This window comes from Rothia sp. HMSC065G12 (assembly GCF_001811455.1).
Lineage (GTDB): Bacteria > Actinomycetota > Actinomycetes > Actinomycetales > Micrococcaceae > Rothia > Rothia dentocariosa.
In genome coordinates this window covers 540333-567235 of sequence record NZ_KV804815.1, presented here as the reverse complement: position 1 = coordinate 567235, position 26903 = coordinate 540333, and the positions used below count along the sequence as shown (strand labels likewise).

The following is a 26903-nucleotide window of genomic DNA, read 5'->3' as shown; positions in this document are numbered from 1 at the left end:
TTGCAAGCCCCTCACGAATGCTAGTGTTAGGGCGTCACCGATAAATTGAGATGGGTCAATGAGTAACTGAATCTGGCACTCACATCACAGAAATATGCAGTAGCTCAACTCACATAACTTCAAAGAGGGAAACATGGCTCCAAAGAAGTCAACCCGTGTCTACGCACTCGCCGCCGCGACCGTTATTACAGCAGGAACGTTAAGCTATGTTCCTGCTACTTTTGCATCTGAAGCAGGTAGTTCGACCGGTTCAGATACCTCCGCTACTGAATCGACGCATGAGAATTCCTCATTGCCGCTTCAGACTATCCCTTGGGCAAACTCCAACGCATCTGCTCAACCGGCAGGTGCTCAGGAAACCGCTTCTGCGGCCTCTACACAGGTGCCTGAACAGGAAAAACCGGTAAAATCCGAATCTCCGACCGCCTCTGAGACTGATTCAGCCTCAACCCCTGAAGCTAAACCATCTGAAACCTCTGCCGTTCCAGAACAGACCGAGAAAACCTCAAGGGCTACTCCCGGCACAAAGGTTATCGGGGTTGAGAATGAGGGTGATGAAACCTCAGAGGGGCGCCAGAACGCTCCTAAGGTTTCTGTTGATTCTGCCACTATCTACACCGATAACGAATTTAGCCCTTTCACCGTGCGTGTCAGTGGTTTCTACGGTCCGCGCGTTGGTAGCTCTATAGAGGTTCGCATTCAGGAAGTAAATGCTCAAGGCCGCCCTGTAGGCGCCCCTCTTGCAACCGGTCGTGTCTCTGCCCAAGAACTCATTGATGGTACTGCTACCGCCACTGTGAACGTCAGCTCAAGCAGACTGAAAGGCAATAAGAGCTATGCAATTGTTGCTGTCAGTAACCCCGGCGGTAAAGATCACCTTGTAGCAGGTACCATCGTTGAGCTCAAGCAGCGCCGCGTTGCTCATACTGTAACGAGTGAGGTCCCGGCTCCTCAGGAATCTAGTAAGAAGGATGCCTCGACTGCCGCACCGGCGCAAACCGAGAATACCCCGGCGCCTAAGCCTATAGAGACAGTAACTCCCAAACCTCAAGAGTCCGCGGCTCCCACACCGAGCGCATCCACTGATACAGCGAAGAGCGAGGCTCCCAGCGCTTCTGAATCAGCTAGTGCAGCCCCTTCCAATGCATCTGCTGAAGCTTCAGAGACTGCATCTGCTAACCCCTCCGCAACTCCTTCAGCTCCTGCCCCTGCATCGTCTGCGGAAGAAACCACAATGGATGTAGCGAATAAGGCTTCGCTGCGTGTCGATAGCGCACACTTCTCTGGCGATGCAGCAACTAACGTCGTTGTAGTCCGGGGTACTGGTTTTACCGGCGAACACGTCTCAGAAGGCGTTGAAGTTACTATCTTCGAATTGGATAGCGAAGGTAAAGCACAAGGCGAAGCCATCAAGAGTGTCTTTGTGAAACCCTCAGAAATTGTTGATGGTTCGTTCACTGCACAGCTGGAAGTCGAAGCTGCAAAGCTGCGTCCAGGGTACTCATACGGTATCGTCGCGATTAGCAATCCCAAGGGTGAAGAACATGTACAGGCATACACAGTAGCGATGGTTTCTGATGACTCGCACCCGGCACCCGGTGGCGAGGATAACAATGCCAACGTCGCCGCAACCCGCCCCGGCGCTAAGAAGGCTGGACACAACAACGGCGGACAAGGCGGTGCAGCTGCTCTGAACGGATCTGCAGAAGGCGATGCAGTACAAGCTGAACCGGACGCCAATACTGGTAATGCGCACAGTAACTCGAGCTCTGCAGCTACGACCTCAGCCAATAAGCGTAACCTGGCTCGTACCGGTGCTGACGGCGTTGTACTCTTCACGACGCTTGGCGGCTCAACGTTGGTGGCAGGTACCGCTCTCGTTGCGGCTCGTCGTCGTAAGAAAGACAACGTATAAGAACCTCTGCGGTAGTCCGCAGGTTATCACATAGGGAAGCACACGAATTCCGTGTGTTGTGAATAGGTACAAGGATGGGTGCCCGCATCGTACGGGTACCCATCCTTTATGCCCTTCTATAAGGTGGTAATTACCTTTATAGGTGAGTCGGGTTCTTCAGACGCGTACACTTGAGCTATGTCTGTTCTCAATATTCTTGCGACCTCTCACGGTACTGACTCTTCAGAAGGGCGCCAAGCGATTGCCCTCGTGCGCGCCGAGCTTCAAAAGCTACTTCATGAACGAAGCACGTCTGACGGGCGAGAATATAAAGTTCACGAAGCTTATGTAGACGTGCAGACACCGAGTGTAGATGAAGCCGCTCAAGCCTTACCGGATGGCGAGCCTTGTGTTATTGTGCCGGTTCTCCTGTCCACAGGATTTCACACCCAGGTTGATCTAAGGCGCGCTGCACGTACCAGCGGAGTTAAAGATATTCATATTGCTGCCTCTCTGGGGCCGGATGCGCGACTTGCCCATCTTCAGCGAACTCGGCTTGAGGAAATTGGATGGCATGAAAAAATAGCTACCGGTTCTGCCGCACCACCGATTGTTCAAGGGGCTGCAGGTTCATCCCGCCAAGATGGGCGAGCAGATATGCAGCGCGCCGCCGATTTGCTCGCAGAAGTTCTTCACACACCTACCAGAAACGCTTTTATCGCAGCAATTGAGCCGACAATAATTGATATAGCTCGTCAAGAGCAACCAAGGTTCGCGTCCCCGTACCTGCTTGCAGATGGATTTTTTGCCAAAAAGATGAGACGTGATATCGAGGCGGTTAGCGCTTCAACTATAGTGGCTGCACCGTTGGTATCCGCTCACGATATTGCCTCCGCACGCATTATTGCTCAGTGCGCTCTATCTCGTCTTGACGAGGCGTTGGTCGCCGCTACCGAATAATACTCAAATACGGTCAAGCATACAAAATGGCTTCCGCCTTCGACAACTAGGAAAACGAAGACGGAAGCTACGTTGTATGCGCCAGAATTAGCGGATAATCAATCCGCTATGGAGCAAGTTTCTGAGCGGCAGAGAACTCAAGACGTGGATTGCTCACGCAGCCGTTCATGTACATGACTGATGAACTGATGCCGATCGTCGCGTGCATAATAGACGACCTCACCAATGACTGTAATAGCAGGTGATTTAACGTCTTGGCAGTCTTGAGGAGCTTGCTGCAAGGTCGTGACGATAACGCGCTCTTGGTCCGTGAAGCCCTTCTCAATGGTGGCCAACGGCATATCGCTTTCAACACCGCGCAACATTATCTGCTCGATAGTATCCGGCAGAGTACGCACGCCCATCAGAAGCACCACGGTACCGTGAGCGCGCAGCGTTGAAACAACAGCTTGTATATCGGTTTCATCAAGCCCCGAATGGCCCGAAACTACAGTAAAGATCGACGATACCTTACGCAGAGTCACGGGGATAGAAGCGCGGGCAGGCACCGCAATAGCGCTAGTAATGCCCGGAATAACCTCAGCATCCAGTCCGGCTGCAAAACAAGCATCTAGCTCCTCAGCACCGCGACCGTATACATATGGATCGCCGCCTTTAAGCCGCACCACGGTTTTGCCCGCGAGTGCATAGTCAATCATGAGTTGCTGGATGCGTGACTGCGGCACCGCATGCTTACCGGGTACTTTGCCCACGTCAATGATCAGGGCGTTTGGAGCGTATTCGGCAAGCTCTTGTGGAGCTAAATGATCTAGCAGCACGACATCGGCTTCACCGAGCGCTCGGACGGCACGTAGAGTCAGCAAATCGAGAGCACCGGGACCGCCCCCGGCGATGTACACCTTACCGGGTACATCTGCCCGGGAGCTTGGAACTAAAGGCGCGTCTTGAGCAACACCCGCCGGAATATTGGCTAGAACCTCATCTATCGTCGCAAATTCGCGCGGTGGAAACGGCGGAATTTTAGGTGACATGGGCGGGTCCTTATGCGTTCGCTGGAACAGGATTATGCGCACTGGGTGGGCCGACTGGGATTTTCGCTCCCGTCACCAGCACGGTATTGCCTTCACCCTTCTCTGCGGCAGCAATTTCCTCGGGCGTTGCTGGGCGAATCTGCTCACGTTCAAGAACAAACAGGTGCGCTGCTTCATCGCTGCCATCGGGCTCGTTGATGAAGGCGCGGAAGCGACGCAGACGGCGTTCGTCTTTGAGAGTGGCAGCCCATTCGTCCTGGTAAGAATCCACGTGGCGCTGCATATCTCGTTCCAGATCCTCGCAGACTCCCAAAGAATCTTCGATGAGTACGGATTGCAGATGAGCCAAACCATCACCGTGCTCTTCGTCAAGATCTTCAAGCCATCGGGCAGTGCGTTGTAGCTTATCCGCTGTGCGGATGTAGTACATGAGGTAGCGGTCGATGTAACGAACAACTTCTTCACTGGAGGCATCCTTGACGAACAAGCGCCCATGCGCGGGGTTCGCGCCGCCGTTACCACCAAGGTATAGGTTCCAGCCGTTGGTGGTGGCGATCAGGCCCACGTCTTTGCCCTGTGCTTCAGCACATTCACGGTTACAGCCGGAGACACCAAACTTGAACTTGTGGGGTGAACGCAGACCACGGTAGCGATTCTCCAGCTCGACGGCCATACCCACCGAGTCTTGAACACCGTAGCGGCACCAGGTTGAGCCGAGGCAGGATTTAACGTTACGCAGCGACTTGCCGTATGCCTGACCGGACTCGAATCCAGCATCAACCAGCCGCTCCCAAATGTAGGGCAGCTGCTCCAATCGGGCGCCAAACATACCGATACGTTGCGCACCGGTGATCTTGACGTAGAGGTTGAACTCATCCGCAACGGCAGCAATAACGGCCAGTTTCTTAGCGGGAATTTCGCCTGCGGGAATGCGCGGCACAACCGAATAGGTACCATTCTTCTGCATGTTTGCCAGAGCACGATCGTTGGTTTCCTGTAGGCCGCCGCGACCGGCATCGAGCACGTAGGAGTTGCGGAAAGATGAAAGAATGGATGCGACCGTTGGTTTACAGATAGCACAGCCGTCGCCGCCGTGCCCAAAGCGTGCAATGACCGAATCGAAGTCGTCGAGGTTAGTAAGGCGTACCGCTTCTGCAAGCTCTGCGCGGGAGAAATCGAAGTGTTCGCACAGCGCCTTAGAGACGGTCATACCCATCTTTTTCATCTGCTGTTCGAGGGTTTTCTGTAGCATGGGCACACAGGAGCCGCACTGGGTGCCAGCCGTGGTGCATGCCTTTAGGGCGGGTACGTCGTGGTTGCCGTCAACCACTGCCTGACGGACTTCGCCGAAGCTAATGTTGTTGCACGAGCAGAGAATGGCATCGTCAGGCAGCTCTGTATCAGGAATGCCGTCGCCGCCACCTGCCGCCGTGAGATACACATTGGGCTCTGCCGGGAGTTCTCGTCCCAGCAGCGGCTTGAGGGAATCGAAAGGAGCGGTGTCTCCCACGAAAACGCCGCCGAGGAGAGTCTTGGCGTCGCCGCTGGTCACGATCTTCTGGTACATGCCGCGCGCGGGGTCTGCGAAGAGAATTTCGAGGCAGCCTTCCGTGGTGCCGCGGCGGTCACCGAAGCCTGCAACCTGTACGCCTGAGAATTTGAGTTTCGTGGCGATATCGAATTCTTCGACCTGAGCATCTTCGTTGCCGTTGAGCAGATTCTTGGCGACCGCATCCGCCATCGCGTTGGCGGGGGCAACCAGACCCCAAGTTCGTCCAAGTACGCAGGCTACTTCGCCGATAGCCCAGATATGCTCGTCGCTTGTGTGGCATGCATTATTGACGAGAATACCACCGCGTTCGCCAGTCTCTAGTCCAGCGGCGCGTGCCAGCTCATCGTTGGGGCGAATACCTGCAGCGAAGACCACGAGGTCTGCATCAATCTGGTGAATAACGGCTTCGTCCGAGGTGGAATCTGCTACGGAGACCGAAATAACCTCGCCTGAGGCATCTTTGTTGATAGCGGATATGAACGCACCGGTTTCGATGTCGATCCCGGTTGCTTTGATCTGGGCGTTGACCGCGTAACCGCCGCCCTGATCGACCTCCACGGAGAGAAGCCACGGGGCAACATCGAGGATGGTGGGTTCGGCACCAAGGTCTTTGAGACCTTCTGCGGCTTCCAGCCCGAGAAGGCCTCCGCCGACAACAATACCGCGCGGTGCGCGCCCAAGTTTAGTCTGCAACCGTTCAACTTCGGAGACCATGTTTTTAACATCGTCTGCGGTGCGGAATACATGGGCGCAATCTGCGTTAGGAATCGGAATGCGCACCGCACTTGAACCGGTAGCGAAGACAAGCACATCGTAGGGGTAGTCTACGCCGTCTGAACCTTTAACAACGCGCGAGTCACGGTTGAGTGATTCGCCACGGGTATTGTTAACCAGGTTGATCGTGGACTCGTCCCAGAGCGCTGGGTCGCCAAGGGTAAGGTCTTTGTCGGTATCTTTAAAAAGCTGTTCGATAGCAACGCGGTCGTACGGAATATACGGTTCATCATTGAGAACGGTAATGGTGTCAGAGGCGCGTCCAGCGTCTTGGGCACCTTCATGATAAGCGCGTACAAAACGCCATGCTGCGGGTCCTGCACCGACGACCAGAATATTACGGGCGGTGTTCCCAGGGCCGTTCTGAGACATATTTGTCCTTCCTAGTTGTGTGTATACCGACTTCAGCAAAGAATGACCTGTCTCTAGGAACCGGCAATGCAGGAAAACCGGGAACAAACCTTGAGCCAGAACAACAAGAGTGTGGGATTATGTTGTTTTATACGCAGATTCTTGCTTGTAAAAAGTCGCTGTTTTTATCTTACACAGAGGCTATACGACGAAAGTGCCAAAATCGGTATTTTTGAGAAAAATTTTAAGGAAATTCCTTGAAATATCTAGGGATCAATGGGTGTTTTTGACCCTAAGGATTGTTGTTTTAGGTAAGCCTAAACTCCCTAAAGCGCTGTGTTTTTAAGGGTTTTTCAGACCTTTAGTAGCTTAGGTATGTCATATTTTTATCTGTGGTTTTTATAAGGTAGACTCCAAACAGAACACACAAGAAATACTTGTGCTCTCGTATGCCGCCTTCTGTCTATGCTGATTTGATATGTAGCTCTTGACTGTGACCGGTTGCATAGATAGCACCTGTCGAAAGGTAGAGCCGTCATGGCTGAAAATGCCGCCGTAGCACCTTCCTGGGTTCGCATCTGTCCCGAAAGTGAACTCGAAGAAAATTGGGGCGAAGTTGCCCTCGTCAAAGGTCAGCAGTACGCAATCTTTAAAACTAAGCATGGGTACTATGCATGCGATCATCGTGACCCTAATAGTCAGTCTCTTGTGATTGCTCGCGGCATTGTTGGAGAGAAAGACGGACACTCGACTATCGCCTCGCCCCTTTATAAAGAGGTGTATGATCTCACCACGGGTGAGTGTGTCTCAGGGGCTGACTATACGATTGGTGTGTACCCTCTAGAAGTGCGAGACGGCGATATTTACCTACAGGTCTAATTCTTAGAGTTTTGTTCTGTAACTTTTAGGCTACTCTCAGGTTGTGGGTACGAAAGTTCAGGGTCTTTTCAGACGCGGTTGTTACGGTGCAGAGTAATCACTCAAAAACATACGCATACTGAAAAGAGAAAACCAATGAATTCGCCATACACCACTTTCACCTCTACTCCTTCACGTCGCGCTACTCTTATTGGTTTTGGGGCTTTTGGGATTGCAACCCTCGCCGGATGCGCCCCCTCCGTCAAGAGTGTTCAAAACTCGCCGAGCAACAGCTCATCCTCTTCAAGCTCTAGCGCTTCGTCAACAAGTTCACCCAGCGACTCGACCTCACCGGAAGAGTACGCAAAGTTCGTTGCTGACTGGAATAAATATGTGGGAGACATAAAACTTCCGACTAAAGATAAAGGCGGTTATACTCCCGCAACCAACACCGAGCCTGCAAAGAACGTTCCCGAACCTGATATTGACGAGAATGCCATACGCCAGAAGACCCTGGAAGGCTCATATAAGGCTCTTGCCGCCTATGAGGCATCATTCCTTTACGCGGTTCTTACCGGAAATTCTGAATATGCGAAGAAACTTAGCCATGAAGATGATCCGAATCTTCGACCACAATTTGACTTGTATCGTGACATTTATAACGGTGGTGGCTGGATGGAAGGGTACGACCTCAAGTGCTGGATTCTTGATAAAAGGCCTATGGTAGTATTCGAATCCGATATCGTTGCTGTTGCTTGGAATTATGGTGAAAAGTTTGAAGCCTATAAAGCCCACCTCAGCAAGGAAGAAGTGGCAGACCAGCCAGCAGATACAGCGGATAACATCTACATGGTGACCATATACGATGGTGGATCGTGGAAGTACGTTACCAATACCTATCTGAAGCAAAAATATCCTCAGCTTGTTGAAAATGGCAACAGCTCTTCCTCCGCTGCCTAGCTACATTACTCTTACGGTTTTAGCCGCAGAAATCTCTAAAGTAATTTTCAAAAGTTCTTTTGGCTCCCCAAATACTTTCGGGGAGCCAGAAGATAATAATTATGTAAAAATCCTCGACTGTACATTCCTTGAACTAACCAAATACATTAAGAAGCTTTCTGCCGAGGGAATTTAAGCCTCCATTTCTACCCAAAACGTTATATGTAGTAGCGATGTGGCAGATGCCTTCAACATCTCTTAAGGTCATACGCCGAGTGGTCTTTAGCCTGTTGACGACACTTTCTGGCGTCGAGCGCGCGAGACGAATAGCGCCCCGCACAGCAGCAGTCCCCAAATGAGGAAAAGGGGACTCCATAAGTAGGTGTGTCCCGCGATGATTGGATTATCCAGGGAAGCTTTGCCAGTTACTACACGCTGCCACCCCGTAAAAGTTCCACGGCCGCCCCAGCCTATAAGCACTATAGAGCCCACCCAAGAAACAATGCGAACCCACGCGTGCGCAGGCGGTCGTAGATGGTCTATAAGCGGCACAAGTGCGCCCGTAACTTTGGCGATAAACACGGCAGCCAGTAAAAACCGCACCGGAACGTTACCCTCTTGCTGTAGTTCGACAGCCATCGGCCCCACGGTATCTAACAGCCACATCCCGCCGCACATCCAGTAAAAGCTGGGTGCAGCGTGCAATAAACCTGCGATAGCGGCTCCAATAAACAGTGGTGTTCCGGCGGATCGCGTGCGGGTTTTCTCCATGTCATACAGTCTAGAAGCCATCACTTGTTCCAGCTAGCAGGAAACGTAAATATTGTCCCAAAAATGATTTTTGTTCTATAGTCCCAAAAATATTGCTAATAGAACATAACGGATTGCTTTCTATGGAGAATTCCGAGATTCTGGGGCTTCCCGAATTAGCAACCGAGACGACTCTGCTTGCCGTGCACATGAAGAACGTGAGCTACACTTACCCGAGCAGAGCATTCAGGGGCTAGCGACTTCTGTTAAAAATTTATGTTTTTCAGATTCAATAACCCCTTATTTCAGAGGGAGCCGAACTGGCGCGGAATGTCAGAAGTGCATCATTGAGGAAGGAAATCGATGTGGGGAGACCCGTGAACTTTCCCACAGCATTCTGGGCGTGTTCTTCAGAGAAACAGGACGTCCCATGTGCTGTATAAACGCTAGATAAACGAAAATTTTTTCGTTGACAGAGCACGTAAAAATGCATATTTAGTGGAGGCTGGCAAGAATGACCCCAATACCTAGTGTCGAGGGTTAATATTCAACTGAAAGTGTATGAAAACATTGAGTATATTTGTAAAAACATGCATTTACGACACGCCCGAGATGCGTCACAGAGGGTCTGAAAGCGGGTAAAAATTGGGTTTTTTGTAGCTTGCACCCGTAGCTACAAACCCCATAGAATGTAGATGTTTGCAAAGACCCGGCGATCACCGGCGAGCAATTCGGAAGAACAGACCGCACCTGCGGGACCCCACCTTTTCGCTGCGGCGAGGGGCGCCTTAGCGGAACAGATGCAGTCTTAGTAGACCCGGACGGTTAAGCCCGATACAGCTGTTAATAAGCGACTGATACTCGCTCAACGTGCCGCTCTCCGGGGGCGTAAGAACGTTCCTGATGAACAGTTCATAGCCCCGGGGGAGGTCGGTGCGTTTGTCTGTATCAGTAAGCAAGGTGGTACCGCGCCAGCATATACGCCCCATGAGGGGTGCACGATGAAGGCGTCCTTGCACCCGTTTGTCCATCCTCGGCAAAGGGTGCGGTTCACGTACCCAATGGCGGGAATCTGAACAGAAATAGGGCGCACTGCATGTCAGAAAATATCTACCCCAAGGTGAGCGCGTTTGAAGCCTCAGGATACGGTGTAAGCGCATCACCTAAATTCCCTAAGCTCGAAGAAGCTGTACTCGACTATTGGAAGAAAGACGGAACCTTCCAAGCATCTATCGATAACCGCGAAGCCGGGCCCCACGGCGATAACGAATTCGTCTTCTACGATGGCCCTCCATTTGCAAATGGTCTGCCGCACTACGGGCACCTGCTCACAGGTTACGCGAAAGACCTTGTAGCACGTTACCAAACTCAGCGCGGGCATAAAGTAGAACGCCGCTTCGGCTGGGACACTCATGGTCTGCCTGCCGAGCTTGAAGCCATGAAACAGCTCGGCATGACCGATAAACAAGAAATCCTAGAGATGGGCATCGATAATTTCAATGATGCCGCGCGCGCCTCCGTGCTCAAATACACCAATGAGTGGGAACAATACGTTACCAGGCAGGCGCGTTGGGTGGACTTCGAGAACGACTATAAGACCCTCAACGTTGAGTACATGGAATCCGTGATTTGGGCGTTCAAGCGTCTCTACGATAAAGGGCTCACGTACCAAGGGTTCCGTGTTCTGCCGTACTGCTGGAAAGACGAAACCCCGTTATCGAACCACGAGCTGCGCATGGATGACGACGTCTACCAGGATCGTCAAGATCAGACCGTCACGGTAGCTTTCGCTCTCACCGCGGACGACTCGCTCGCTGCCAATAAAAATATTGTCGCTGAACTGGCAGGCGTTGAGGCGCTTGCCTGGACCACCACCCCCTGGACCTTACCCACCAACCAGGCGCTCGCCGTCGGACCCGACATTGAATACGTCGTAGTTCCCGGTGCCGGTGAGCTCAGCGGACGGCGCTTCCTCATCGCAGCTGATTTGTTGGGAACCTATGCGAAAGACCTCGGGTATGCAGGGGAGAGCCCCGCCGAGGATGCGGCAGCCGCCATCACAGCGCGCTACACCGGCTCCCAACTAGAAGGTGTGCGCTACACTCCGCTGTGGGATTACTTCGCCGATGCCGAGAAATGGGGCACAGGAACCTCCTGGCAGATTCTCGTTGCCGATTACGTGAGTACCACCGATGGTACCGGTATTGTCCATCAGGCACCCGCCTATGGTGAAGACGACCAGAAAGTTTGTGAATCCTACGATATTCCCGTGGTGCTTTCGGTAGATGAAGGCGCCAGGTTCCTCCCCCTGTTCGGGCAGCCTAGCCCTTCAGGGTCTACCGCACTTGCGGGTATCGCCGGAGTTCAGGTTTTCGAGGCAAACCGCACCATTATTAATGCTCTCAAGGCAGATGGTGCGCTCATCGTGGAGAAATCCTATGTGCACTCCTACCCGCACTGCTGGCGCTGCCGTAATCCTCTTATTTACCGCGCCATTACCTCTTGGTATGTGAAGGTGACCGAGTTCAAAGACCGCATGTCTGAGCTGAACGAGCAGATCAACTGGATTCCCGAAAATGTCAAGTACGGGCAGTTCGGTAAGTGGGTTGAGAACGCTCGCGACTGGTCAATTTCGCGCAACCGTTTCTGGGGTTCTCCTATTCCCGTTTGGGTTTCGGACGATCCAAATTATCCTCGTGTTGATGTTTACGGATCGCTTGAAGAACTCAAAGCTGACTTTGGTCGCCTGCCGCTGAACAAGGAGGGGCAGCCAGATCTGCACCGCCCCTATATTGATGAGCTGACGCGTCCAAACCCTGATGATCCAACGGGTAAGTCTACGATGCGCCGCGTCGAAGACGTGCTGGACGTATGGTTTGACTCCGGGTCGATGCCGTATGCGCAGGTTCACTATCCCTTCGAGAATAAGGACTGGTTCGAGAACCACTATCCGGCGGACTTCATCGTTGAGTATATTGGTCAGACCCGCGGCTGGTTCTACACCCTGCATATTTTGGCGACCGCACTATTTGACCGTCCTGCTTTTAAGAATGTTGTCAGCCACGGCATCGTGCTCGGCTCTGATGGGCAGAAAATGTCAAAGTCGCTGCGCAACTACCCGGATGTCTCTGAAGTTCTTGACCGCGACGGCTCAGACGCTATGCGCTGGTTCCTCATGTCATCGCCGATTCTGCGCGGCGGCAACCTGATTGTGACCGAGCAGGGGATTCGTGAAGGGGTACGACAGGTGATGCTTCCGCTCTGGAACGTCTATCACTTTTTCGCTCTCTACGCGAATGCCGCCAATAAAGGCGCGGGATATACGGCACAGGTGAAGTACGATTCGCAGCATGTGATGGATCGCTTTATTTTGGGTAAAACCCGGGAGCTGATACAGCAGGTTACTGCGGACATGGACTCTTACGATATCTGGAGTGCCTGCGAGCATCTGCGTCTTTATGCTGATGCTCTTACCAACTGGTATGTGCGCCGCTCACGTGAACGTTTCTTTGACGAAGACCCCGATGCCTTCGATACCCTGTACACCGCTTTGGTGACGGTATCAAAGGTAGCGGCGTCACTTCTGCCGCTCACGACCGAAGAAATCTACCGTGGCTTGACCGGCGAGCGTTCGGTACATCTTGCCGACTGGCCTGCCGCTGAAGACTTTGCTGATGAATCTGAGCTGCTTTCGCTCATGGAAACCGTACGGGCGGTATGCTCTACAGGGTCTTCTCTGCGTAAAGAGAAGAAGATCCGTGTGCGTCAGCCTCTGCAATCGCTCACGGCGGCCATTGCCAACGAGCAGTTCGCACAGCTGGAAACCGCATTCGGCACTAAGGGCGCCGATTACTTCGCCAAGATTGTGAAAGACGAGCTGAACCTGCGTGAAGTTATCCTCGTGAATGCACAGGACGCTAACCCAGCCGACTACGGTATCTCGCAACAGCTGAAGGTGAATGCCCGTGCCGCAGGTCCCCGCCTTGGTAAACAGGTTCAGACAGCTATTAAGGCATCGAAATCTGGCGATTGGACAATCGCCGAAGACGGTACCGTAACCGTTGCTTTCAACACCATCGACGGCGGACTTGCACTAGTTGACGGCGAATATGAGCTGGCAACCGTGGTAGCGTCCTCGGACGATGGTACCGAGCGTGAAGCGGCAGCCGTGCTGCCCGGCGGTTTCCTAGTGCTGAACATCGAATTAACCGATGAACTTGTAGCAGAAGGTATTGCCCGCGATACTATTCGCGCTATTCAGCAGGCCCGTAAAGATGCCGGACTGAATGTCTCTGACCGCATTAACCTAACGGTGAGTGCCCCGCAGGACACCCTGGAGGCTCTGCGCACCCACGAGGAACTGGTCACTGGCGAGACCCTAGCGGTTTCCCTGGACCTCACGGAGGGCGAGAGCCTGACCATTACGGTCGCAAAGGCAGCATAGAATAGGGGCAATATAGCCTCTAAGCCGCCCCGGCACATATAACACACCGCGGTATGTACCGTGCTGGGGTGGCTATACACCCAAATATATATCTGTACATAAGGCAGAATCCTGGTAAAGACGCTGGCCGCACAGCTTGATACCAGCCAAGGAAAGAACACTATGAGCGAGATGAGCTACCCAGCAATCCCGGACCCCGAAGGGGTTGAACGCGTCTACGGTGAATTGCTAGCACGCGCCCCCGAAAATAAGATGGCTCCCCGGCTGGATGCGGTTCGTCGAGCCGTTGAAATCCTCGGGGATGTGCACCGCGCCGCCCCGGTCATCCACATCACCGGAACTAACGGTAAAACCAGTACCGCCCGCATGATTGAATCGCTTTTGTTGGCTCATGATCTGCGCACCGGGCGTTTTACTAGCCCACATCTCGAAAGCGTTACTGAGCGCATCAGCATTAACGGTGAACCGGTGCCTGATGCCACGTTCGTGCGCGTTTGGGATGAAATTTTGCCATACCTCACTCTTGTGGACGAAGAATTTGCTGCACGTGGAGAACCAAAACTTACGTTCTTTGAGTCCATCACCGTACTTGCTTTCGCTATTTTTGCCGATGAGCCCGTGGACGTGGTGATTCTAGAAGTCGGGATCGGTGGTTCGTGGGATTCTACGAATGTAGCCGACGGTATTGTCTCCGTCGTGGCACCCGTTGGCCTTGACCATACCGATATGCTGGGGGATACTCTGGCTGAGATTGCAACGGAAAAAGCCGGGATTATTAAACCCGACGGATACCTTATTTCTGCGGCGCAAGACCCTGAAGTAGCGACCATACTTCTTGATACTGCTCGTAAGCAGAACGCCAAGTACGCCTTCGAAGGTGTTGAATTTGGTGTGGTTGAGCGTGACCGCGCGGTCGGCGGGCAGCTTTTGACTCTCCGAGGTTTAGCAGGAGAATACCCCGAGATTGAGCTCCCCCTACACGGTGAGCACCAGGGGCAGAACGCATCATTAGCTCTTGCCGCAGTCGAGGCATTTTTCGGTGGGGATCGTGCCCTTGCGCGAGATGTAGTACTCGCCGGATTCGCCCAGGTACGTTCGCCAGGGCGGCTTGAGATGATTCGCAGCGAGCCTTTGGTAGTGCTTGACGCCGCCCATAATCCGCATGGGGTGCGCGCCGCATCTACGGCTTTTAAAGAGGCATTTGAACTGTCCCATGTGCATGCAGTCGTCGGTATTCTAGGCGAAAAAGACGCTCTCGGTATTTTTGAAGTACTTCGTGAAGAATACGTAGACTCAACCGATGCCACATTCCGGTTGTATCTTTCTGCCTCAGAATCTTCCCGAGCCATTGCCCCGGAAGAACTTCAAGAGATCGCCCTCGACGCCGGGTTCGACGAAAACATTATTACGGTATATGACCACCTGGATGAGGCTCTTGCCATCGCCATGGAGAACGCCCTCTTTGAGCAGGAAACTGCTGGTGTGTTGGTAACAGGATCGGTCACGGTCATTGGGGAGGCGCGTACCCTGCTGGCACAACCCGCCCAAGAATCCACTGCACAGCACAACGCCGAGCCTGAAGAACTCGCTGAGGCTGCAGAAACCGATTCCGATGAACTATTTGGCGAGATTATGGCTGAGCTGGCGGGGGAGGAACCTCGTGAAATCCCGTTAGAAGACTCATTGGGATTGCCTCTGGCAGACGGCACCGATAATCCTGAGGAAAGCTAAGACTATATGGCAAAAAAGCAGTTTATGACACGCGCTCAACGGGATTGGAAGCCCGGGACGGTTAAGAAACCACGTTCTACGAAAGTCATGTTTGCTTCCACCATTTTGGTACTCGAAGCATTCACGATTTTCTTCGGCACACTAGCCGTTTTCGGACTTCATTTCAACGATCCGAGCACTGTAAAAATTATAATCTGGGTTGCAGGTTTGGTTCTTGCCGGTGCGTGTATATTCCTACCCGCTAAGCTGGCAAAACCGTGGGGATACTCTGCTGGTTGGGTGCTTCAAGGCGCCATGCTTCTTGCCTCAGTCATTGCGTTACCCCTCTCGCTCGTAGTAACAATCCCGTTTGTTGCCTGCTGGTGGTATGCGCTACACGCCGGTACCCGCATCGATGCCGAAAACGAAATACGCGCCGCCGAACAAGAAGAATGGGAGCGTAAAAACTTACATGAGAGTGAGTAAGCAACGATACAGGCGATTATGCCATGATCGCTGGCAACACCAAGATATAGGTATAAAAATCCCTGTCTTTATGACGAGAAACTTAACCCTAGGCGCCGAACACGTTAGGATAGCTACAAAGGGTTCAACGCATCATACTGCGGCTGCGGTATGATGCGTCACTTATCACCACCGATAAACAGGTATATGTAAAGGAGCAGCACATGGGTGCCGTTGAGCAAACATCGGAAACCGACGATCTACTATCTGAAGATGTTATAGACTCCCAGGTTTCCTCTCGTGAGCGAGATACGGCAGAAGGATCGGAGCGTTCCTTAGCGATCTGGCTCTTTATGACGGGAGCTATAGCCCTGGCTTCATCGGCAACCCTTGTTTTTGAGCGTCTTCAGATTTTCGTGGATGCGGGGCATACCTCGGTCTGCGACATCAACGCCCTTCTTAACTGCGGCACCGTGATGCGCACCCCGCAAGCTGAAGCCTTTGGATTCCCCAACCCCTTCATCGGACTCATAGGGTTCTCCATCGTTATGACGATAGCCGCCTCCATGCTTGCAGGAGCTACCTTCAAAAAATGGTTCTGGGTAGCCACCAACATCGGCTTAGCGCTCGCTACGGCGTTTGTCTTCTGGCTCTGGTTTGAGACTACCTTCCACATTAACGCACTATGTCTTTTCTGCATGATCGTGTGGGTTATGACGATTACTATGTTTGTAAAGGTGACGGTACGCAATATTTCTCATAGCGTTATTCCTGCCCCTGAAAATATTCGTGAGAGTATCGGTACGTGGAGCTGGTTTACTATCACCTTGGTGCTCATTCTCATCTTTGGGATTATTGTGATCCGCTTCTTTGACGTGATCATGAATATGATGCGCTAATTTTTATGTGAACACAGTGAGGGTGGGTCTTCCATAATCTTCTGGAAGACCCACCCTCACTGTTATATGGTTTCAACTCTAAGACAACCAAAGAGCAATCTCACGGGCTGCAGATTCGGGGGAGTCTGAGGCATGCACCAGGTTCTTTTGCACACCCTCACCCCAATCACGTCCGTAATCTCCACGAATTGTTCCCGGTGCTGCCGTTGTCGGGTCTGAGGTTCCCAGCATTGTACGTACACCCTCGATTACACGATCTCCGCTGAGAACAGCGGCGACCACGGGACCAGAAACCATGAAATCCACGAGGGAACGATAGAAAGGCTTGCCTGCGTGCTCAGCATAGTGCTGGGCGAGAAGTTCTTCGGTGGGCTGAAGCATTTTCAGTCCTTCAATCACGTAACCCTTAGTCTCAAAGCGGCTCAAAATCTCGCCAATAAGCCCGCGTTCAACACCGTCAGGCTTTACCAGAATTAGGGTCTTTTCGGTCATAATTTTCCTCTATCTTGTTTGCGTTCATTCTGTAGTGGTTGCTCAATATCATAGGGGAAAGAGGCGCCGACATGTGTGCTTCAGCCAAGATACGCATCGAAATTTTTAAGAAGAGGCGTATAATCGTAGCGTTATTGTTCAATCACCGAGGAGAATCCGTGAAAGGCTTTGGCACAACATTGATGCTGGCATCAGCAGTAATTTTTTTGGCGGCGCTACTCTTTCTGACCGCAGGAAAGTTCTCGATGGTGTGGGTTATTTTACTGATCGCAGCTCCTTTCGCTTTCATCCTCGGTATTCCCTTTGCCACAGGTTCCGGGCCAGAGTATCTGCCTAGTAACCCAAAACTGGCGCAGAAAGCACGCGAAAAACGTGATGCTGAACTAGGTCTCGGCTAGGTTTTACTCTCGTTATAAGCGCAATGTTGGTCACACCAATGTTGCGCTTTTTATGCATGTATGGGGTGTTCTGGATTGCACACGGTATAATGATGAGCGGTACATTTTTATGCCCCGCACGCATAAAAGATACCCAGTATATTGACCGAGAGAACGTGCACGCGCATCCGTCATAGCAAAAGTTCAGATAAGACGTTAGCGGATGATGACCCCAGGCATTGGCATCTTAGTGACATCTCGGTTAAACATACTGGCCGAGAAAATCATGAAGAAACGCATCCGCCGTATTTGCGGAGTAAGCCGACTTCGTGCTCGCCGTCTTGTACGCCCGGAAGCAAACGAAGGCAGACACAAAGAGCAGGCTTGAGCCACGTATTTCTTGGTAATTAGGCTTATGACACGCTAACGCGTCGATGCAGAGAGTTTTACGATGCGGCGTAAAATTCTTGAAGGAAGAAGAAAGAAAAGAATGGCTGACGAAAAGAACGCCCATCAATCTAGCATGAATATGGATGTTCTTGCTGACATGATCTCTCTCGCTGATAAACAGGATGTCTCCGGCGAGACGATGAGAACTCATCAGGAAAAAAATAATACCCGGGTTGAAAAGCAGGCAGATCCCCTGAAGGATAGTGAATCTGCAGTATCAGCAGCACCGCGTCGTAAGAACTCATCGCGCGCTAAGAAAGTTGCTGAACCCACGCCCGAAGACGCTGTTGCGGCTGGGTTAACGGATTTACGTAATCAGAAGGCTAAGCATGCCCCTGCACCAAGGAAGACTGTGGCTGCGGCCTCTGCCGAAGAAGTCGCGAACACTCTTGATACTCTTTTTACCCAAGCCGCCGAGTCTGCAGCATCAGCTGATGAAACTATGCCCCAACCCGAATCCCAGAAAACTGAAACCCGCGATTCTTCTGCCAAAAACCTTGCCTCTCCCGAAGTGGACACTGAGGTGTCCGAACTTGCCGAACAGACTGAGGTAGCAGAGCCTGTCTCTGATAACCGTGAAGAAGCCCAGACTGAAGAAGCTGCTCAAGAAGATAAGACAGCCATGATATCTTCGGAAGAAAACACTAAAGATGCTGACGAGCCTCATACCATCCAGTCAAAGGAATTAGTGGCAGAGAACGATGAAGACTCTGAGCCTCAAGCGACCTACGACGCTGAAGAGGATGAAGCTGAGACTTCTGAGCCGACAGACGAAGAGAGCACTGCCAGCACATTCGAAGATGAAAAGTCAGACGAAGAGGAAACGGCGGAGCCAGCAAAAACTTTGCGTGACGTACAGAATGAGAAGATTGCGCAGTTGCGCGAATCGGTGCGCCCGGGCGCTATGCCCCTATTCTATTCGCCCGAACCCACTGAGCTTTCTGAGCTTGCTTCTGCAGTCGCTGTGGAGCGCGAGCGTTTGCGTGCCGAGCGTTTGGAACAAGAGCGCCGCGATCGTATGGAGCGCCGTCGTGAAGAGGCAGCAGCTGAAGCTGAGGTGACGAGTCACCGCCGTCGCCGCCGCCGTCGTGGAACCGAAGATATAGAAATTGAAGGTAACGCCAATGACGAGGTTGAGACCGTTACCAAGGTCCGCACTCCTCGCCTTGCAGATTCTCATGCTTCTGACACCGTGACTGGCGTGCGTGGTTCTACCCGTCTTGAAGCTAAACGTGCGCGCCGCCGCGAGTCCCGATCGCTGGGTCGCCGTCGTCACATCGTGACCGAGGCAGAGTTTTTGGCGCGTCGCGAGTCAGTAGATCGTCAGATGCTTGTGCGTCAAAAAGAGGGGCGCATTCAGATTGGAGTTCTCGAAGACGGCGTGCTGGCAGAGCACTTTGTCTCTAAAACCCAGCAGGATTCCTTGATTGGGAACGTTTACCTTGGCAAAGTGCAGAATGTTCTTCCGTCCATGGAGGCAGCATTCGTCGATATTGGGCGTGGTCGTAACGCTGTTCTCTATGCGGGTGAAGTGAACTGGGATGTTACCGGTCTTGACGGTGCACCCCGCAAGATCGAGAATGCACTTAAACCGGGCGATTCCGTGCTGGTGCAGGTGACCAAAGACCCAATCGGTCATAAGGGCGCGCGTTTGACGAGTCAGGTTTCGCTTCCCGGTCGCTTCCTGGTGTATGTGCCCGGTGGCTCAATGACCGGTATTTCACGTAAGCTCCCCGATACTGAGCGTGCACGTCTCAAAAAGATTTTGAAGGATAAGCTGCCGGATGGCGCAGGCGTGATTGTGCGTACTGCAGCGGAAGGCGCATCCGAAGAAGAGCTGACCCACGATATTAATCGTTTGCGCGCGCAGTGGGAAGAGATTCAGGAAAAAGCGAATTCCCGCAAGGTGCTTGCCCCCGAAATGCTCTATCAGGAACCTGACCTGATGATTAAGACCGTGCGCGATGTCTTCAACGAGGATTTCACCTCTATGATCGTGCAGGGCCAGAGCGCATGGGACTCTATTGAGGCCTACGTGACCTATGTTGCCCCTGATCTGCTCTCACGCCTGCAGAAGTGGGAGGACGAAGATGATCTTTTCGACCATTACCGCATTAATGAGCAGCTGGCGAAGGCACTAGACCGCAAGGTATATCTTCCTTCGGGGGGTTCCTTGGTGATCGACCGTACCGAAGCTATGACCGTGGTAGATGTTAACACCGGTAAATTTACCGGTAGCGGCGGTAACCTTGAAGAGACCGTCACCAAGAATAACTTGGAGGCGGCAGAGGAGATCGTGCGTCAGCTGCGTCTGCGTGATATTGGCGGCATTATTGTTATCGACTTTATTGATATGGTGCTTGAATCAAACCGTGATCTTGTGCTGCGTCGTCTGATCGAGTGCCTGGGGCGTGACCGCACTAAGCACCAGGTTGCTGAAGTAACCTCGCTGGGTCTTGTGCAGATGACCCGTAAACGTTTGGGAACAGGTCTTCTTGAGGTCTTCTCTGAGCAATGTGACTCATGCGGTGGACGCGGTTTGTTGGTGCACGATCAGCCGTTAAGCGGACGTTCCGGCGGTGCCTCCGATTTCATTCACCGTCAAGAGCGCACCGAACGTAAGCGTTCACGAGCGGCTTCGCGCAATAATACCCGTGATGCCGCTGAGGGCGTGGACTCAGAGAAGGACGAGAAGAAGGCAGAGCGCCGCAACGCTATGGCCTCTATTGCTGCAGCCTCGCACTCGGCTGACGAGCTTGAAGCTGAGGACCAAGCAAACCGTAAGAAGCGTAAACGTCGTAAGCGCTCTCGTCGTACCGAAACTGCCGAGCTTTCGCTGGAACAGGAGATTCAAGGCATCAAAGCGGGAGCGAAGGCACACCGCGAAGTCTCATCCCGTGAGGACAAGGTTGCTGAGGTAACCGAGACCGATTGGATTGGTGAGCAGGGTGACTTCACATTGGAACAGCTTGCTGGGGCATTCGATCGTGATTTGAACCCAGAACATGATGCTCGGTTTACCCGCGAGTCTTCCCGTTCGGAGGCTATCCGCGCTGGAGAGGCGAAGGCTCGTGCCTCACAGAAGGCTGGCCGCATTACCCGCAGCGAGAGCGGTGGATTTAAGTCAAATCAGGGTGACGAGTCTTCAGCAGAGCAGAAGTCGCCTCGCGCCGAGCGTGAGAATCTGCAGGTTGAAGATGTGCACGAGAGCCCACGTAAGCGCCGCCGTTCGCGCCGTTCCTCTGAGAAGGAGCGTTCAGGTCGAGGGCAGGAGCAACGTGCGGAAGAGTCAGCTTCGGCCTCCCGTGTAAGTGGTGTTATTGGCAGCGCGCCGCGTGTGTCCGGTGTGATTACCCCCGGCGGGTCTGCCTCTAACTCGGTTGAGACTCAGAACGATAAAGATGGTTCTCAGCAGAAGATAGCTGCGCCAGCTGCTTCATCTGCACCGCGTAAACGTCGCTCCCGTCGAGCCGCTTCGTCGGCGGGAGCGCAGTCGAAGGTCGTGACGGTGGACGCCACCGAGTCGGCTCACGGTTCGGTTGTGGCTTCGGCTTCTGTGGCAGATGCGAAAGCACCCGTCGAATCTGAGGCTCCGACTCTCTTCGGTATCGGTGTTTCTGCTGCAGATATTAAGCGGCTTGGTAAGGAAGACTAACCGTATATGATTCCTTGCCGCAGATGATGAATATAACGTTGGCAATGCAGGACTAGAGGCTGTATTGCCAACGTTATTTTATAGTTTAGGGATACAATTGCGCATGACCCCGCGCATACAGTATCCTTAACGATTGGTATTTATCTCAGTGAAGCCCTATCGACGCAGGGTCAGCGGGAGATACCGCTTCTGGTTTTCCCCCATAGTGAGGACTTCCGGAAGACACCACCGGCAGACCGAGCGCGCATCCAACTGGGCAATCCCACAAGGAGCGCGGGCCGCATCCACATCTTATTACTCACCATGAGAGATACACGTGGAGCGCACAGCAATGAAAGCGCAGGCTGTCTGCACGTGTGAGATACGAAGAAGCAAGATGTCGAGAAAAGTGAGTCCCAAAGTGGCATACGCGATTGTACGCGCTGGCGGCCGCCAGGAAAAAGTCTCTGTCGGAGACAAAATTACCCTTGACCGTGTTGCAGGTGAACCCGGTAGCACCATCGAGCTGCCCGTACTGCTGCTCGTTGACGGTGACAAGATCACCGCTGACGCAAAGTCCCTGGCTTCCGCCAAGGTAACTGCTGAAAAGATTGAAGACCTGCGCGGTCCGAAGATCGTTATTCAGAAGTACAAGAACAAGACCGGTTACAAGAAGCGTCAGGGCTTCCGCGCTGAGCTGACCACCGTTAAGATCACCGCAATCAACGCGTAATCTTAACCACCGGATACAAACCTTAAGGTAGGAAAACAGAATGGCACATAAGAAGGGCGCAAGCTCCACCCGCAACGGTCGTGACTCGAACCCCCAGTACCTCGGTGTTAAGCGCTTCGGCGGTCAGACCGTCAATGCAGGCGAGATCCTTGTTCGTCAGCGCGGCACCCATTTCCACCCCGGCCTGAATGTTGGTCGCGGTGGCGACGATACTCTGTTCGCTCTGGCAGCAGGCACCGTCGAATTCGGTACCCGCAAGGGCCGCAAGGTCGTTAACATCCTGGCAGCAGCTGAGTAAAACTCGCTCACGCTAGGAAGAGGGGGTAGGCGAAAGTCTACCCCCTCTTACCATAAGATTTTCCGCATCTACTTGAGGATGCGCCCCCTCGCCAAGCTCAAGCAATCTCGTGTATTTTAGGCTTGTGCGAACCAGGAATTTACCAGAAGGAGAACACCCGTGGCAGAATTCGTGGACCGCGTGGTCCTGCATGTATCCGGTGGTCACGGAGGCAACGGATGTGTCTCTGTACGTCGAGAAAAATTCAAGCCTCTCGGCGGCCCCAACGGCGGTAACGGCGGTAACGGCGGGGACGTGATTTTGCGTGTTGATAACCAAACCACCACACTATTGGAGTATCATCACAGCCCGCACCAACACGCTCCCAATGGAGATATCGGCCGCGGCGATATGCACCACGGCTACAACGGCGAAGACCTAGTGCTTACCGTACCTCAGGGAACCGTCGTCAAAGATCGTGACGGTAACGTGCTTGCCGACCTGTTGCATGTGGGTGACGAATATACTGCTGCACGAGGCGGCCAGGGCGGTCTCGGAAACGCTGCGTTAGCATCCACCAAACGTAAAGCACCCGGCTTCGCACTCCTCGGTATTCCGGGGGAAGAAACCGATATTGTCCTAGAACTCAAATCCATTGCAGATATTGCGCTTGTTGGGTACCCATCAGCCGGTAAATCTTCGCTGATTGCTGCTATCTCTGCGGCTCGGCCTAAAATCGCTGACTATCCTTTTACCACTCTTATCCCAAACTTGGGTGTTGTGCAGGCAGGTGATGTTCGGTACACCGTTGCGGATGTTCCCGGTCTGATTGAGGGGGCTTCCGAGGGTAAAGGGCTTGGCCACCGTTTCTTACGTCACGTTGAACGTTCCTCCGCACTAGTGCATGTGATTGACTGTGCCACTTTAGAACCCGGGCGTGACCCTATCAGCGACTTTGAAGTTATTCGTGGTGAGCTTGAAAACTATGCGGTAGACCCCACCGCTGGGGTAACTGTGCCGCTCAATGATCGTCCCCAGATTATTGTTCTCAATAAAATTGATGTGCCTGAAGCGCGTGAACTTGCCGATTTCGTGCGACCTGAATTTGAGAACATGGGGTACAAGGTTTTTGAAATTTCGACGGCGTCCCATGAAGGGCTTAAACCGCTCATCTTTGCAATGGCAAACCTTGTGGAAGAAGACCGTCAGAAGCGTGTTACTCAAGAAGATAATTCTACGATTGAAGCCCCAGTTATTCGCCCCCAGGGCTTCCGCTCCAAGAAAAAACAAGAATTTATTATTCGCCGTGAAGAACGTAATTTGGAGCCGCTCTTTCGGGTTATTGGGGAGAAACCGGAACGTTGGATTCAGCAGACCGATTTCAATAATGATGAAGCTGTTGGTTACCTGGCGGATCGCCTGGCAAAACTGGGGGTTGAGGACGAACTCTTTAAATCCGGGGCCCGTGCCGGAGATGCCGTGGTTATCGGTGAAAATGATAACTCCGTGGTCTTTGACTGGGAACCCACTATGGTAGGCGGCGCTGAACTTCTGTCTTCCCCTCGTGGTACTGACTCTCGCCTCGAAGAGATTATTCGCCCCACCCGAGCCCAAAAACGTGAGGAATATAAGGAACGCATGGATGCAAAAGCAGAGGCTCGCGCCGAGCTTGAGCAAGAGCGCGTTGCGGGTGTGTGGACTGAATCGGTGGAATATCGCCGTAAGCTCAAGGAAAAAGGTAAAGCTGAAGGTATTGATATGCCTGAGGCCAAGCAATAGCCCGGTAAGCCGGGGAATTAGGCAGCCTGACGACTTGCGAAGATGTCTCAACTATCACGCATATATAGGCCCGTCGTTTCGCGTATTTTCGCCCCTAACCGGTAGCATAGAGAGTAGCTTAACCATCGAAAGGAAGCACACACATGAACTCGGTTGTCCTAGCAGCTCACGGTGCTGAGCACACTGCGGGAATGCTTAACGGCATCCCGACCTATGTTTACGGCATCGTTGCTGCCGTCGTATTTACCGTTCTGCTGCTTGTTACTCTCTCGTACAGTGGACGCGGTATTGTACGGCCCGATCACACACCGGAGCTCATGGAGGGTGACGAAGCACAGGCATTGCGTAGCTATAGCGAGAAGCATAACCGCTAGTTGCTAAGGAAAGTATCGTGACTTTTCAAGCTTTGCGGCTCAGCCTTGAGTCGATTCCGTCGCGAACTCCTGGGCGTGTACGTTTAGGAGTTATGGGCGGCACCTTTGACCCTATTCACCACGGGCATTTAGTAGCTGCCAGCGAGGTTGCGGCGGTGTTTGATCTTGACGAAGTAGTATTCGTACCGACTGGTCAGCCGTGGCAAAAGACAGGGGAGAGGCACGTAAGCGATCCCGAGCATCGTTATCTCATGACGGTGATTGCGACTGCATCTAATCCACGATTTACGGTAAGCCGGATAGATATAGATCGTGGCGGCGCAACGTATACCTTTGATACCCTTAATGAACTACGTGCTCTGCGACCCGATGCAGATCTTTTCTTCATCACCGGCGCAGACGCGATTAGCCAGATCATGACGTGGCGTAATGCTCATAAGCTGTGGGAGTTGGCTAACTTTGTGGGAGTGACCCGTCCGGGACACGAGCTTGATCCTCCGCTAGGCGAAGGACGGCAGATTACCACACTTGAAATTCCCGCGATGGCAATATCGTCAACCGATATTCGCCAACGCGCCTCTAAGGGTGCCCCTATCTGGTATTTGGTTCCTGATGGCGTGGTGCAGTACATCAATAAGTATCGGTTGTATTCTCCTGAGGATGCTGCCACGCACTACGGCGGCGGGCTGCCTCGCCAGAAAGACTCAACAGATATTCAACCAACTAGTGAAGACAAAGTAATGGAACAAGAGGTTTTACATGGCTGAAGCTAAGGGCAAAGAAGAGAAGCCCTACAGCGAGGGAGACGCGTACCTCTACGAAACATACGTGACTGAGGACGGCATTGAGGTGCCGCCTCCCACGCGTGTGATGGGTCCGCGCCGTCTAGCACGTTATCGCGAAGACGTGGCGAACTATCTGCGCGCTATGGGTCGTGGCGAGCGCCCTAACCCTGTTGAGAATATGGGGTCTTTGGCAAATACTCACGATATAGATCCGCGCGTTCTTGCAGTACAGCGTCGTTTTGCTGCACTCGCTACTCAGGGGTCTATTAAGCTAAATGCGAATGATGAAGAGAAACTGCATGAACCTGAGCCGCTAACCAGCACTATGCGTGCTCTTCGCCCGGAAGAGGTCAAAGCTAATAAGCCTGCGCCAGCTGCTGCACCTGCCGCGCCTCCGGTGCCTGCTCCTCAGCCACAGCCGGAAGACTCCCTGCTTCAGGACTCCCTCCATGTGGAGGCAGACGATTTGACGTTCACCTCGTCAATCCCGATTATTTCTCCTGATAATTCCCCGAAGATGCACCAGTATATGGTGCGCGATGAGCCTGTTGTCGAGGGTGAAGATACTGAGATCGTTGAGACCGAGGAGCAAACTGTTTCCTCGCAGGCTCGCCCGGCAACTGCACCGCAGCCTACAGTAAAACCCAGTGACTCTAAAGCTCAGCAAAGCCGTCATACAGCTGATGCGCAGAGTGAAGCCGATGAGAACCGCATTAATGTTGCTCCTGTGCCGTTGAACCTTCCTTCACCCATCCGCGCGATGGATGCTCAGGGACTTGACCTGTCGGTTCTGGACGAGAAATCTCAGCAAGATAGCGCATCCGCTCAAGCTGGCTCTGAGGCTAAGGAACAAAACGATACCGTCGCAGCAAAGAGCTCGGCGCAGCATGCTCAGACTGGTGCTCTTCCTGCGCAGAAAGCGGCAAAGAACGGTTCTGCTAAACGGAAACCGTCGGCAACCGGTACCGTTCCTAAGATTCCTGCCCGTACTGGATCTATGCCGAAGGTCTCGGATCGTACCGGATCAACCCCCAAGGTTTCTGAGCAGAAAGACGCAGCTCCGAAGGTTGTAAACCCCTGGAATACTGTCCGTTTACAGAATCCGATGGGCGCAGATTCACCATCGCAGGCGTCCGATCGTACCGGATCAACCCCCAAGGTCTCACCGCGTACCGGGTCTGTATCGCGGGTGTCTTCTTCGCGTACTGGGTCTGTGCCTAAGGTACCTACTCGTACTGGTTCGATGTCGAAGGTCTCGGATCGTACTGGCTCGACTCCGAAGGTTTCCGAGCGTACCGGCGCCACCCCGAAGGTGAACACCCGTACAGGTTCCGTCTCGCAGGTGTCTTCTTCGCGTACTGGGTCTGTGCCTAAG

General features: G+C 53.0%; 20 protein-coding genes. 16 read left to right on the top strand and 4 right to left on the bottom strand.

Going from position 1 to position 26903, the window contains the following annotated elements:
- Positions 1 to 133 precede the first annotated feature (133 nt).
- Both HMPREF2804_RS07650 and HMPREF2804_RS07645 read left to right on the top strand, forming a co-directional pair.
- The gene (locus HMPREF2804_RS07650) at positions 134 to 1915 is read left to right on the top strand and encodes an LPXTG cell wall anchor domain-containing protein (protein ID WP_070627859.1); all 1782 of its coding nucleotides are present in this window, start codon (positions 134 to 136) and stop codon (positions 1913 to 1915) included.
- A 177-nt stretch (positions 1916 to 2092) separates the two neighbouring features.
- Positions 2093 to 2854 carry a sirohydrochlorin chelatase gene (locus HMPREF2804_RS07645; protein ID WP_070627857.1) on the top strand — a complete coding sequence of 254 codons (762 nt, stop codon included), beginning with the start codon at positions 2093 to 2095 and terminating at the stop codon, positions 2852 to 2854.
- A gap of 137 nt (positions 2855 to 2991) precedes the next feature.
- Here the strand turns inward: HMPREF2804_RS07645 and cobA are convergent, their stop codons facing one another.
- Together cobA and nirB are read right to left on the bottom strand one after the other, a co-directional pair.
- A complete protein-coding gene (cobA, locus tag HMPREF2804_RS07640; protein WP_070534422.1) occupies positions 2992 to 3885 on the bottom strand; it encodes a uroporphyrinogen-III C-methyltransferase in 894 nt (297 codons plus the stop codon).
- Positions 3886 to 3895: 10 nt separating this feature from the next.
- Complete coding sequence (gene nirB / locus HMPREF2804_RS07635) at positions 3896 to 6583, bottom strand: nitrite reductase large subunit NirB (protein WP_070448486.1); 2688 nt, start codon at positions 6581 to 6583, stop codon at positions 3896 to 3898.
- Between the two features lie 516 nt (positions 6584 to 7099).
- On the opposite strand from nirB, the gene nirD reads away from it, so the two are divergent.
- Together nirD and HMPREF2804_RS07625 are read left to right on the top strand one after the other, a co-directional pair.
- On the top strand, positions 7100 to 7441 hold the full coding sequence (gene nirD / locus HMPREF2804_RS07630; RefSeq protein WP_070448485.1) for a nitrite reductase small subunit NirD: 342 nt from the start codon (positions 7100 to 7102) through the stop codon (positions 7439 to 7441).
- 135 nt (positions 7442 to 7576) lie between these two features.
- A complete protein-coding gene (locus HMPREF2804_RS07625) occupies positions 7577 to 8380 on the top strand; it encodes a DUF6318 family protein (RefSeq protein WP_141744089.1) in 804 nt (267 codons plus the stop codon).
- Positions 8381 to 8641: 261 nt separating this feature from the next.
- Here the strand turns inward: HMPREF2804_RS07625 and HMPREF2804_RS07620 are convergent, their stop codons facing one another.
- Positions 8642 to 9151, bottom strand: a complete 510-nt coding sequence (locus HMPREF2804_RS07620) for a DUF3995 domain-containing protein (RefSeq protein ID WP_238382260.1) — start codon at positions 9149 to 9151, stop codon at positions 8642 to 8644.
- 1054 nt (positions 9152 to 10205) lie between these two features.
- Between HMPREF2804_RS07620 and ileS the strand changes: the two genes are divergently transcribed.
- From ileS to HMPREF2804_RS07600, 4 genes are all read left to right on the top strand, one after another.
- Positions 10206 to 13553 (top strand): isoleucine--tRNA ligase, encoded by a 3348-nt coding sequence (gene ileS / locus HMPREF2804_RS07615; protein ID WP_070448484.1) that lies wholly within the window; start codon positions 10206 to 10208, stop codon positions 13551 to 13553.
- Positions 13554 to 13715: 162 nt separating this feature from the next.
- Complete coding sequence (locus tag HMPREF2804_RS07610) at positions 13716 to 15284, top strand: bifunctional folylpolyglutamate synthase/dihydrofolate synthase (RefSeq protein ID WP_070448483.1); 1569 nt, start codon at positions 13716 to 13718, stop codon at positions 15282 to 15284.
- A 6-nt stretch (positions 15285 to 15290) separates the two neighbouring features.
- Complete coding sequence (locus HMPREF2804_RS07605) at positions 15291 to 15749, top strand: DUF4233 domain-containing protein (RefSeq protein ID WP_070448482.1); 459 nt, start codon at positions 15291 to 15293, stop codon at positions 15747 to 15749.
- Positions 15750 to 15952: 203 nt separating this feature from the next.
- Positions 15953 to 16627, top strand: a complete 675-nt coding sequence (locus tag HMPREF2804_RS07600) for a vitamin K epoxide reductase family protein (RefSeq protein ID WP_048755286.1) — start codon at positions 15953 to 15955, stop codon at positions 16625 to 16627.
- A 78-nt stretch (positions 16628 to 16705) separates the two neighbouring features.
- Here HMPREF2804_RS07600 and ndk read toward each other — a convergent pair whose 3' ends face one another.
- Positions 16706 to 17119, bottom strand: coding sequence for a nucleoside-diphosphate kinase (gene ndk, locus HMPREF2804_RS07595; RefSeq protein ID WP_048755287.1), 414 nt, complete (start codon positions 17117 to 17119; stop codon positions 16706 to 16708).
- A gap of 158 nt (positions 17120 to 17277) precedes the next feature.
- Between ndk and HMPREF2804_RS07590 the strand changes: the two genes are divergently transcribed.
- From HMPREF2804_RS07590 to HMPREF2804_RS07555, 8 genes are all read left to right on the top strand, one after another.
- Positions 17278 to 17517, top strand: a complete 240-nt coding sequence (locus tag HMPREF2804_RS07590; RefSeq protein ID WP_238382412.1) for a nucleoside-diphosphate sugar epimerase — start codon at positions 17278 to 17280, stop codon at positions 17515 to 17517.
- 469 nt (positions 17518 to 17986) lie between these two features.
- On the top strand, positions 17987 to 21601 hold the full coding sequence (locus tag HMPREF2804_RS07585; RefSeq protein WP_048755288.1) for an Rne/Rng family ribonuclease: 3615 nt from the start codon (positions 17987 to 17989) through the stop codon (positions 21599 to 21601).
- A gap of 400 nt (positions 21602 to 22001) precedes the next feature.
- Positions 22002 to 22313, top strand: a complete 312-nt coding sequence (gene rplU / locus HMPREF2804_RS07580; RefSeq protein ID WP_006887214.1) for a 50S ribosomal protein L21 — start codon at positions 22002 to 22004, stop codon at positions 22311 to 22313.
- Positions 22314 to 22353: 40 nt separating this feature from the next.
- Positions 22354 to 22611, top strand: coding sequence for a 50S ribosomal protein L27 (gene rpmA / locus HMPREF2804_RS07575; protein ID WP_004004819.1), 258 nt, complete (start codon positions 22354 to 22356; stop codon positions 22609 to 22611).
- A 159-nt stretch (positions 22612 to 22770) separates the two neighbouring features.
- The gene (gene obgE / locus HMPREF2804_RS07570) at positions 22771 to 24369 is read left to right on the top strand and encodes a GTPase ObgE (protein ID WP_070554390.1); all 1599 of its coding nucleotides are present in this window, start codon (positions 22771 to 22773) and stop codon (positions 24367 to 24369) included.
- Between the two features lie 143 nt (positions 24370 to 24512).
- Entirely contained in the window at positions 24513 to 24743 is a 231-nt protein-coding gene (locus HMPREF2804_RS07565; RefSeq protein WP_004004816.1) for a hypothetical protein, read from the top strand.
- A 17-nt stretch (positions 24744 to 24760) separates the two neighbouring features.
- The gene (gene nadD / locus HMPREF2804_RS07560; RefSeq protein ID WP_013399181.1) at positions 24761 to 25510 is read left to right on the top strand and encodes a nicotinate-nucleotide adenylyltransferase; all 750 of its coding nucleotides are present in this window, start codon (positions 24761 to 24763) and stop codon (positions 25508 to 25510) included.
- Positions 25503 to 26903 (top strand): hypothetical protein (locus HMPREF2804_RS07555; protein ID WP_246824210.1); only part of this gene is annotated, 1401 nt, incomplete at its 3' end. The genes nadD and HMPREF2804_RS07555, both read left to right, overlap by 8 nt.

What these genes read in the sequence shown, in the direction of transcription:
- HMPREF2804_RS07650 (WP_070627859.1), top strand. Translation starts at nt 134, where the DNA reads ATGGCTCCAAAGAAGTCAACCCGTGTCTACGCACTCGCCGCCGCGACC.
- HMPREF2804_RS07645 (WP_070627857.1), top strand. Translation starts at nt 2,093, where the DNA reads ATGTCTGTTCTCAATATTCTTGCGACCTCTCACGGTACTGACTCTTCA.
- cobA (WP_070534422.1), bottom strand. Translation starts at nt 3,885, where the DNA reads ATGTCACCTAAAATTCCGCCGTTTCCACCGCGCGAATTTGCGACGATA.
- nirB (WP_070448486.1), bottom strand. Translation starts at nt 6,583, where the DNA reads ATGTCTCAGAACGGCCCTGGGAACACCGCCCGTAATATTCTGGTCGTC.
- nirD (WP_070448485.1), top strand. Translation starts at nt 7,100, where the DNA reads ATGGCTGAAAATGCCGCCGTAGCACCTTCCTGGGTTCGCATCTGTCCC.
- HMPREF2804_RS07625 (WP_141744089.1), top strand. Translation starts at nt 7,577, where the DNA reads ATGAATTCGCCATACACCACTTTCACCTCTACTCCTTCACGTCGCGCT.
- HMPREF2804_RS07620 (WP_238382260.1), bottom strand. Translation starts at nt 9,151, where the DNA reads ATGGCTTCTAGACTGTATGACATGGAGAAAACCCGCACGCGATCCGCC.
- ileS (WP_070448484.1), top strand. Translation starts at nt 10,206, where the DNA reads ATGTCAGAAAATATCTACCCCAAGGTGAGCGCGTTTGAAGCCTCAGGA.
- HMPREF2804_RS07610 (WP_070448483.1), top strand. Translation starts at nt 13,716, where the DNA reads ATGAGCGAGATGAGCTACCCAGCAATCCCGGACCCCGAAGGGGTTGAA.
- HMPREF2804_RS07605 (WP_070448482.1), top strand. Translation starts at nt 15,291, where the DNA reads ATGGCAAAAAAGCAGTTTATGACACGCGCTCAACGGGATTGGAAGCCC.
- HMPREF2804_RS07600 (WP_048755286.1), top strand. Translation starts at nt 15,953, where the DNA reads ATGGGTGCCGTTGAGCAAACATCGGAAACCGACGATCTACTATCTGAA.
- ndk (WP_048755287.1), bottom strand. Translation starts at nt 17,119, where the DNA reads ATGACCGAAAAGACCCTAATTCTGGTAAAGCCTGACGGTGTTGAACGC.
- HMPREF2804_RS07585 (WP_048755288.1), top strand. Translation starts at nt 17,987, where the DNA reads ATGGCTGACGAAAAGAACGCCCATCAATCTAGCATGAATATGGATGTT.
- rpmA (WP_004004819.1), top strand. Translation starts at nt 22,354, where the DNA reads ATGGCACATAAGAAGGGCGCAAGCTCCACCCGCAACGGTCGTGACTCG.
- HMPREF2804_RS07565 (WP_004004816.1), top strand. Translation starts at nt 24,513, where the DNA reads ATGAACTCGGTTGTCCTAGCAGCTCACGGTGCTGAGCACACTGCGGGA.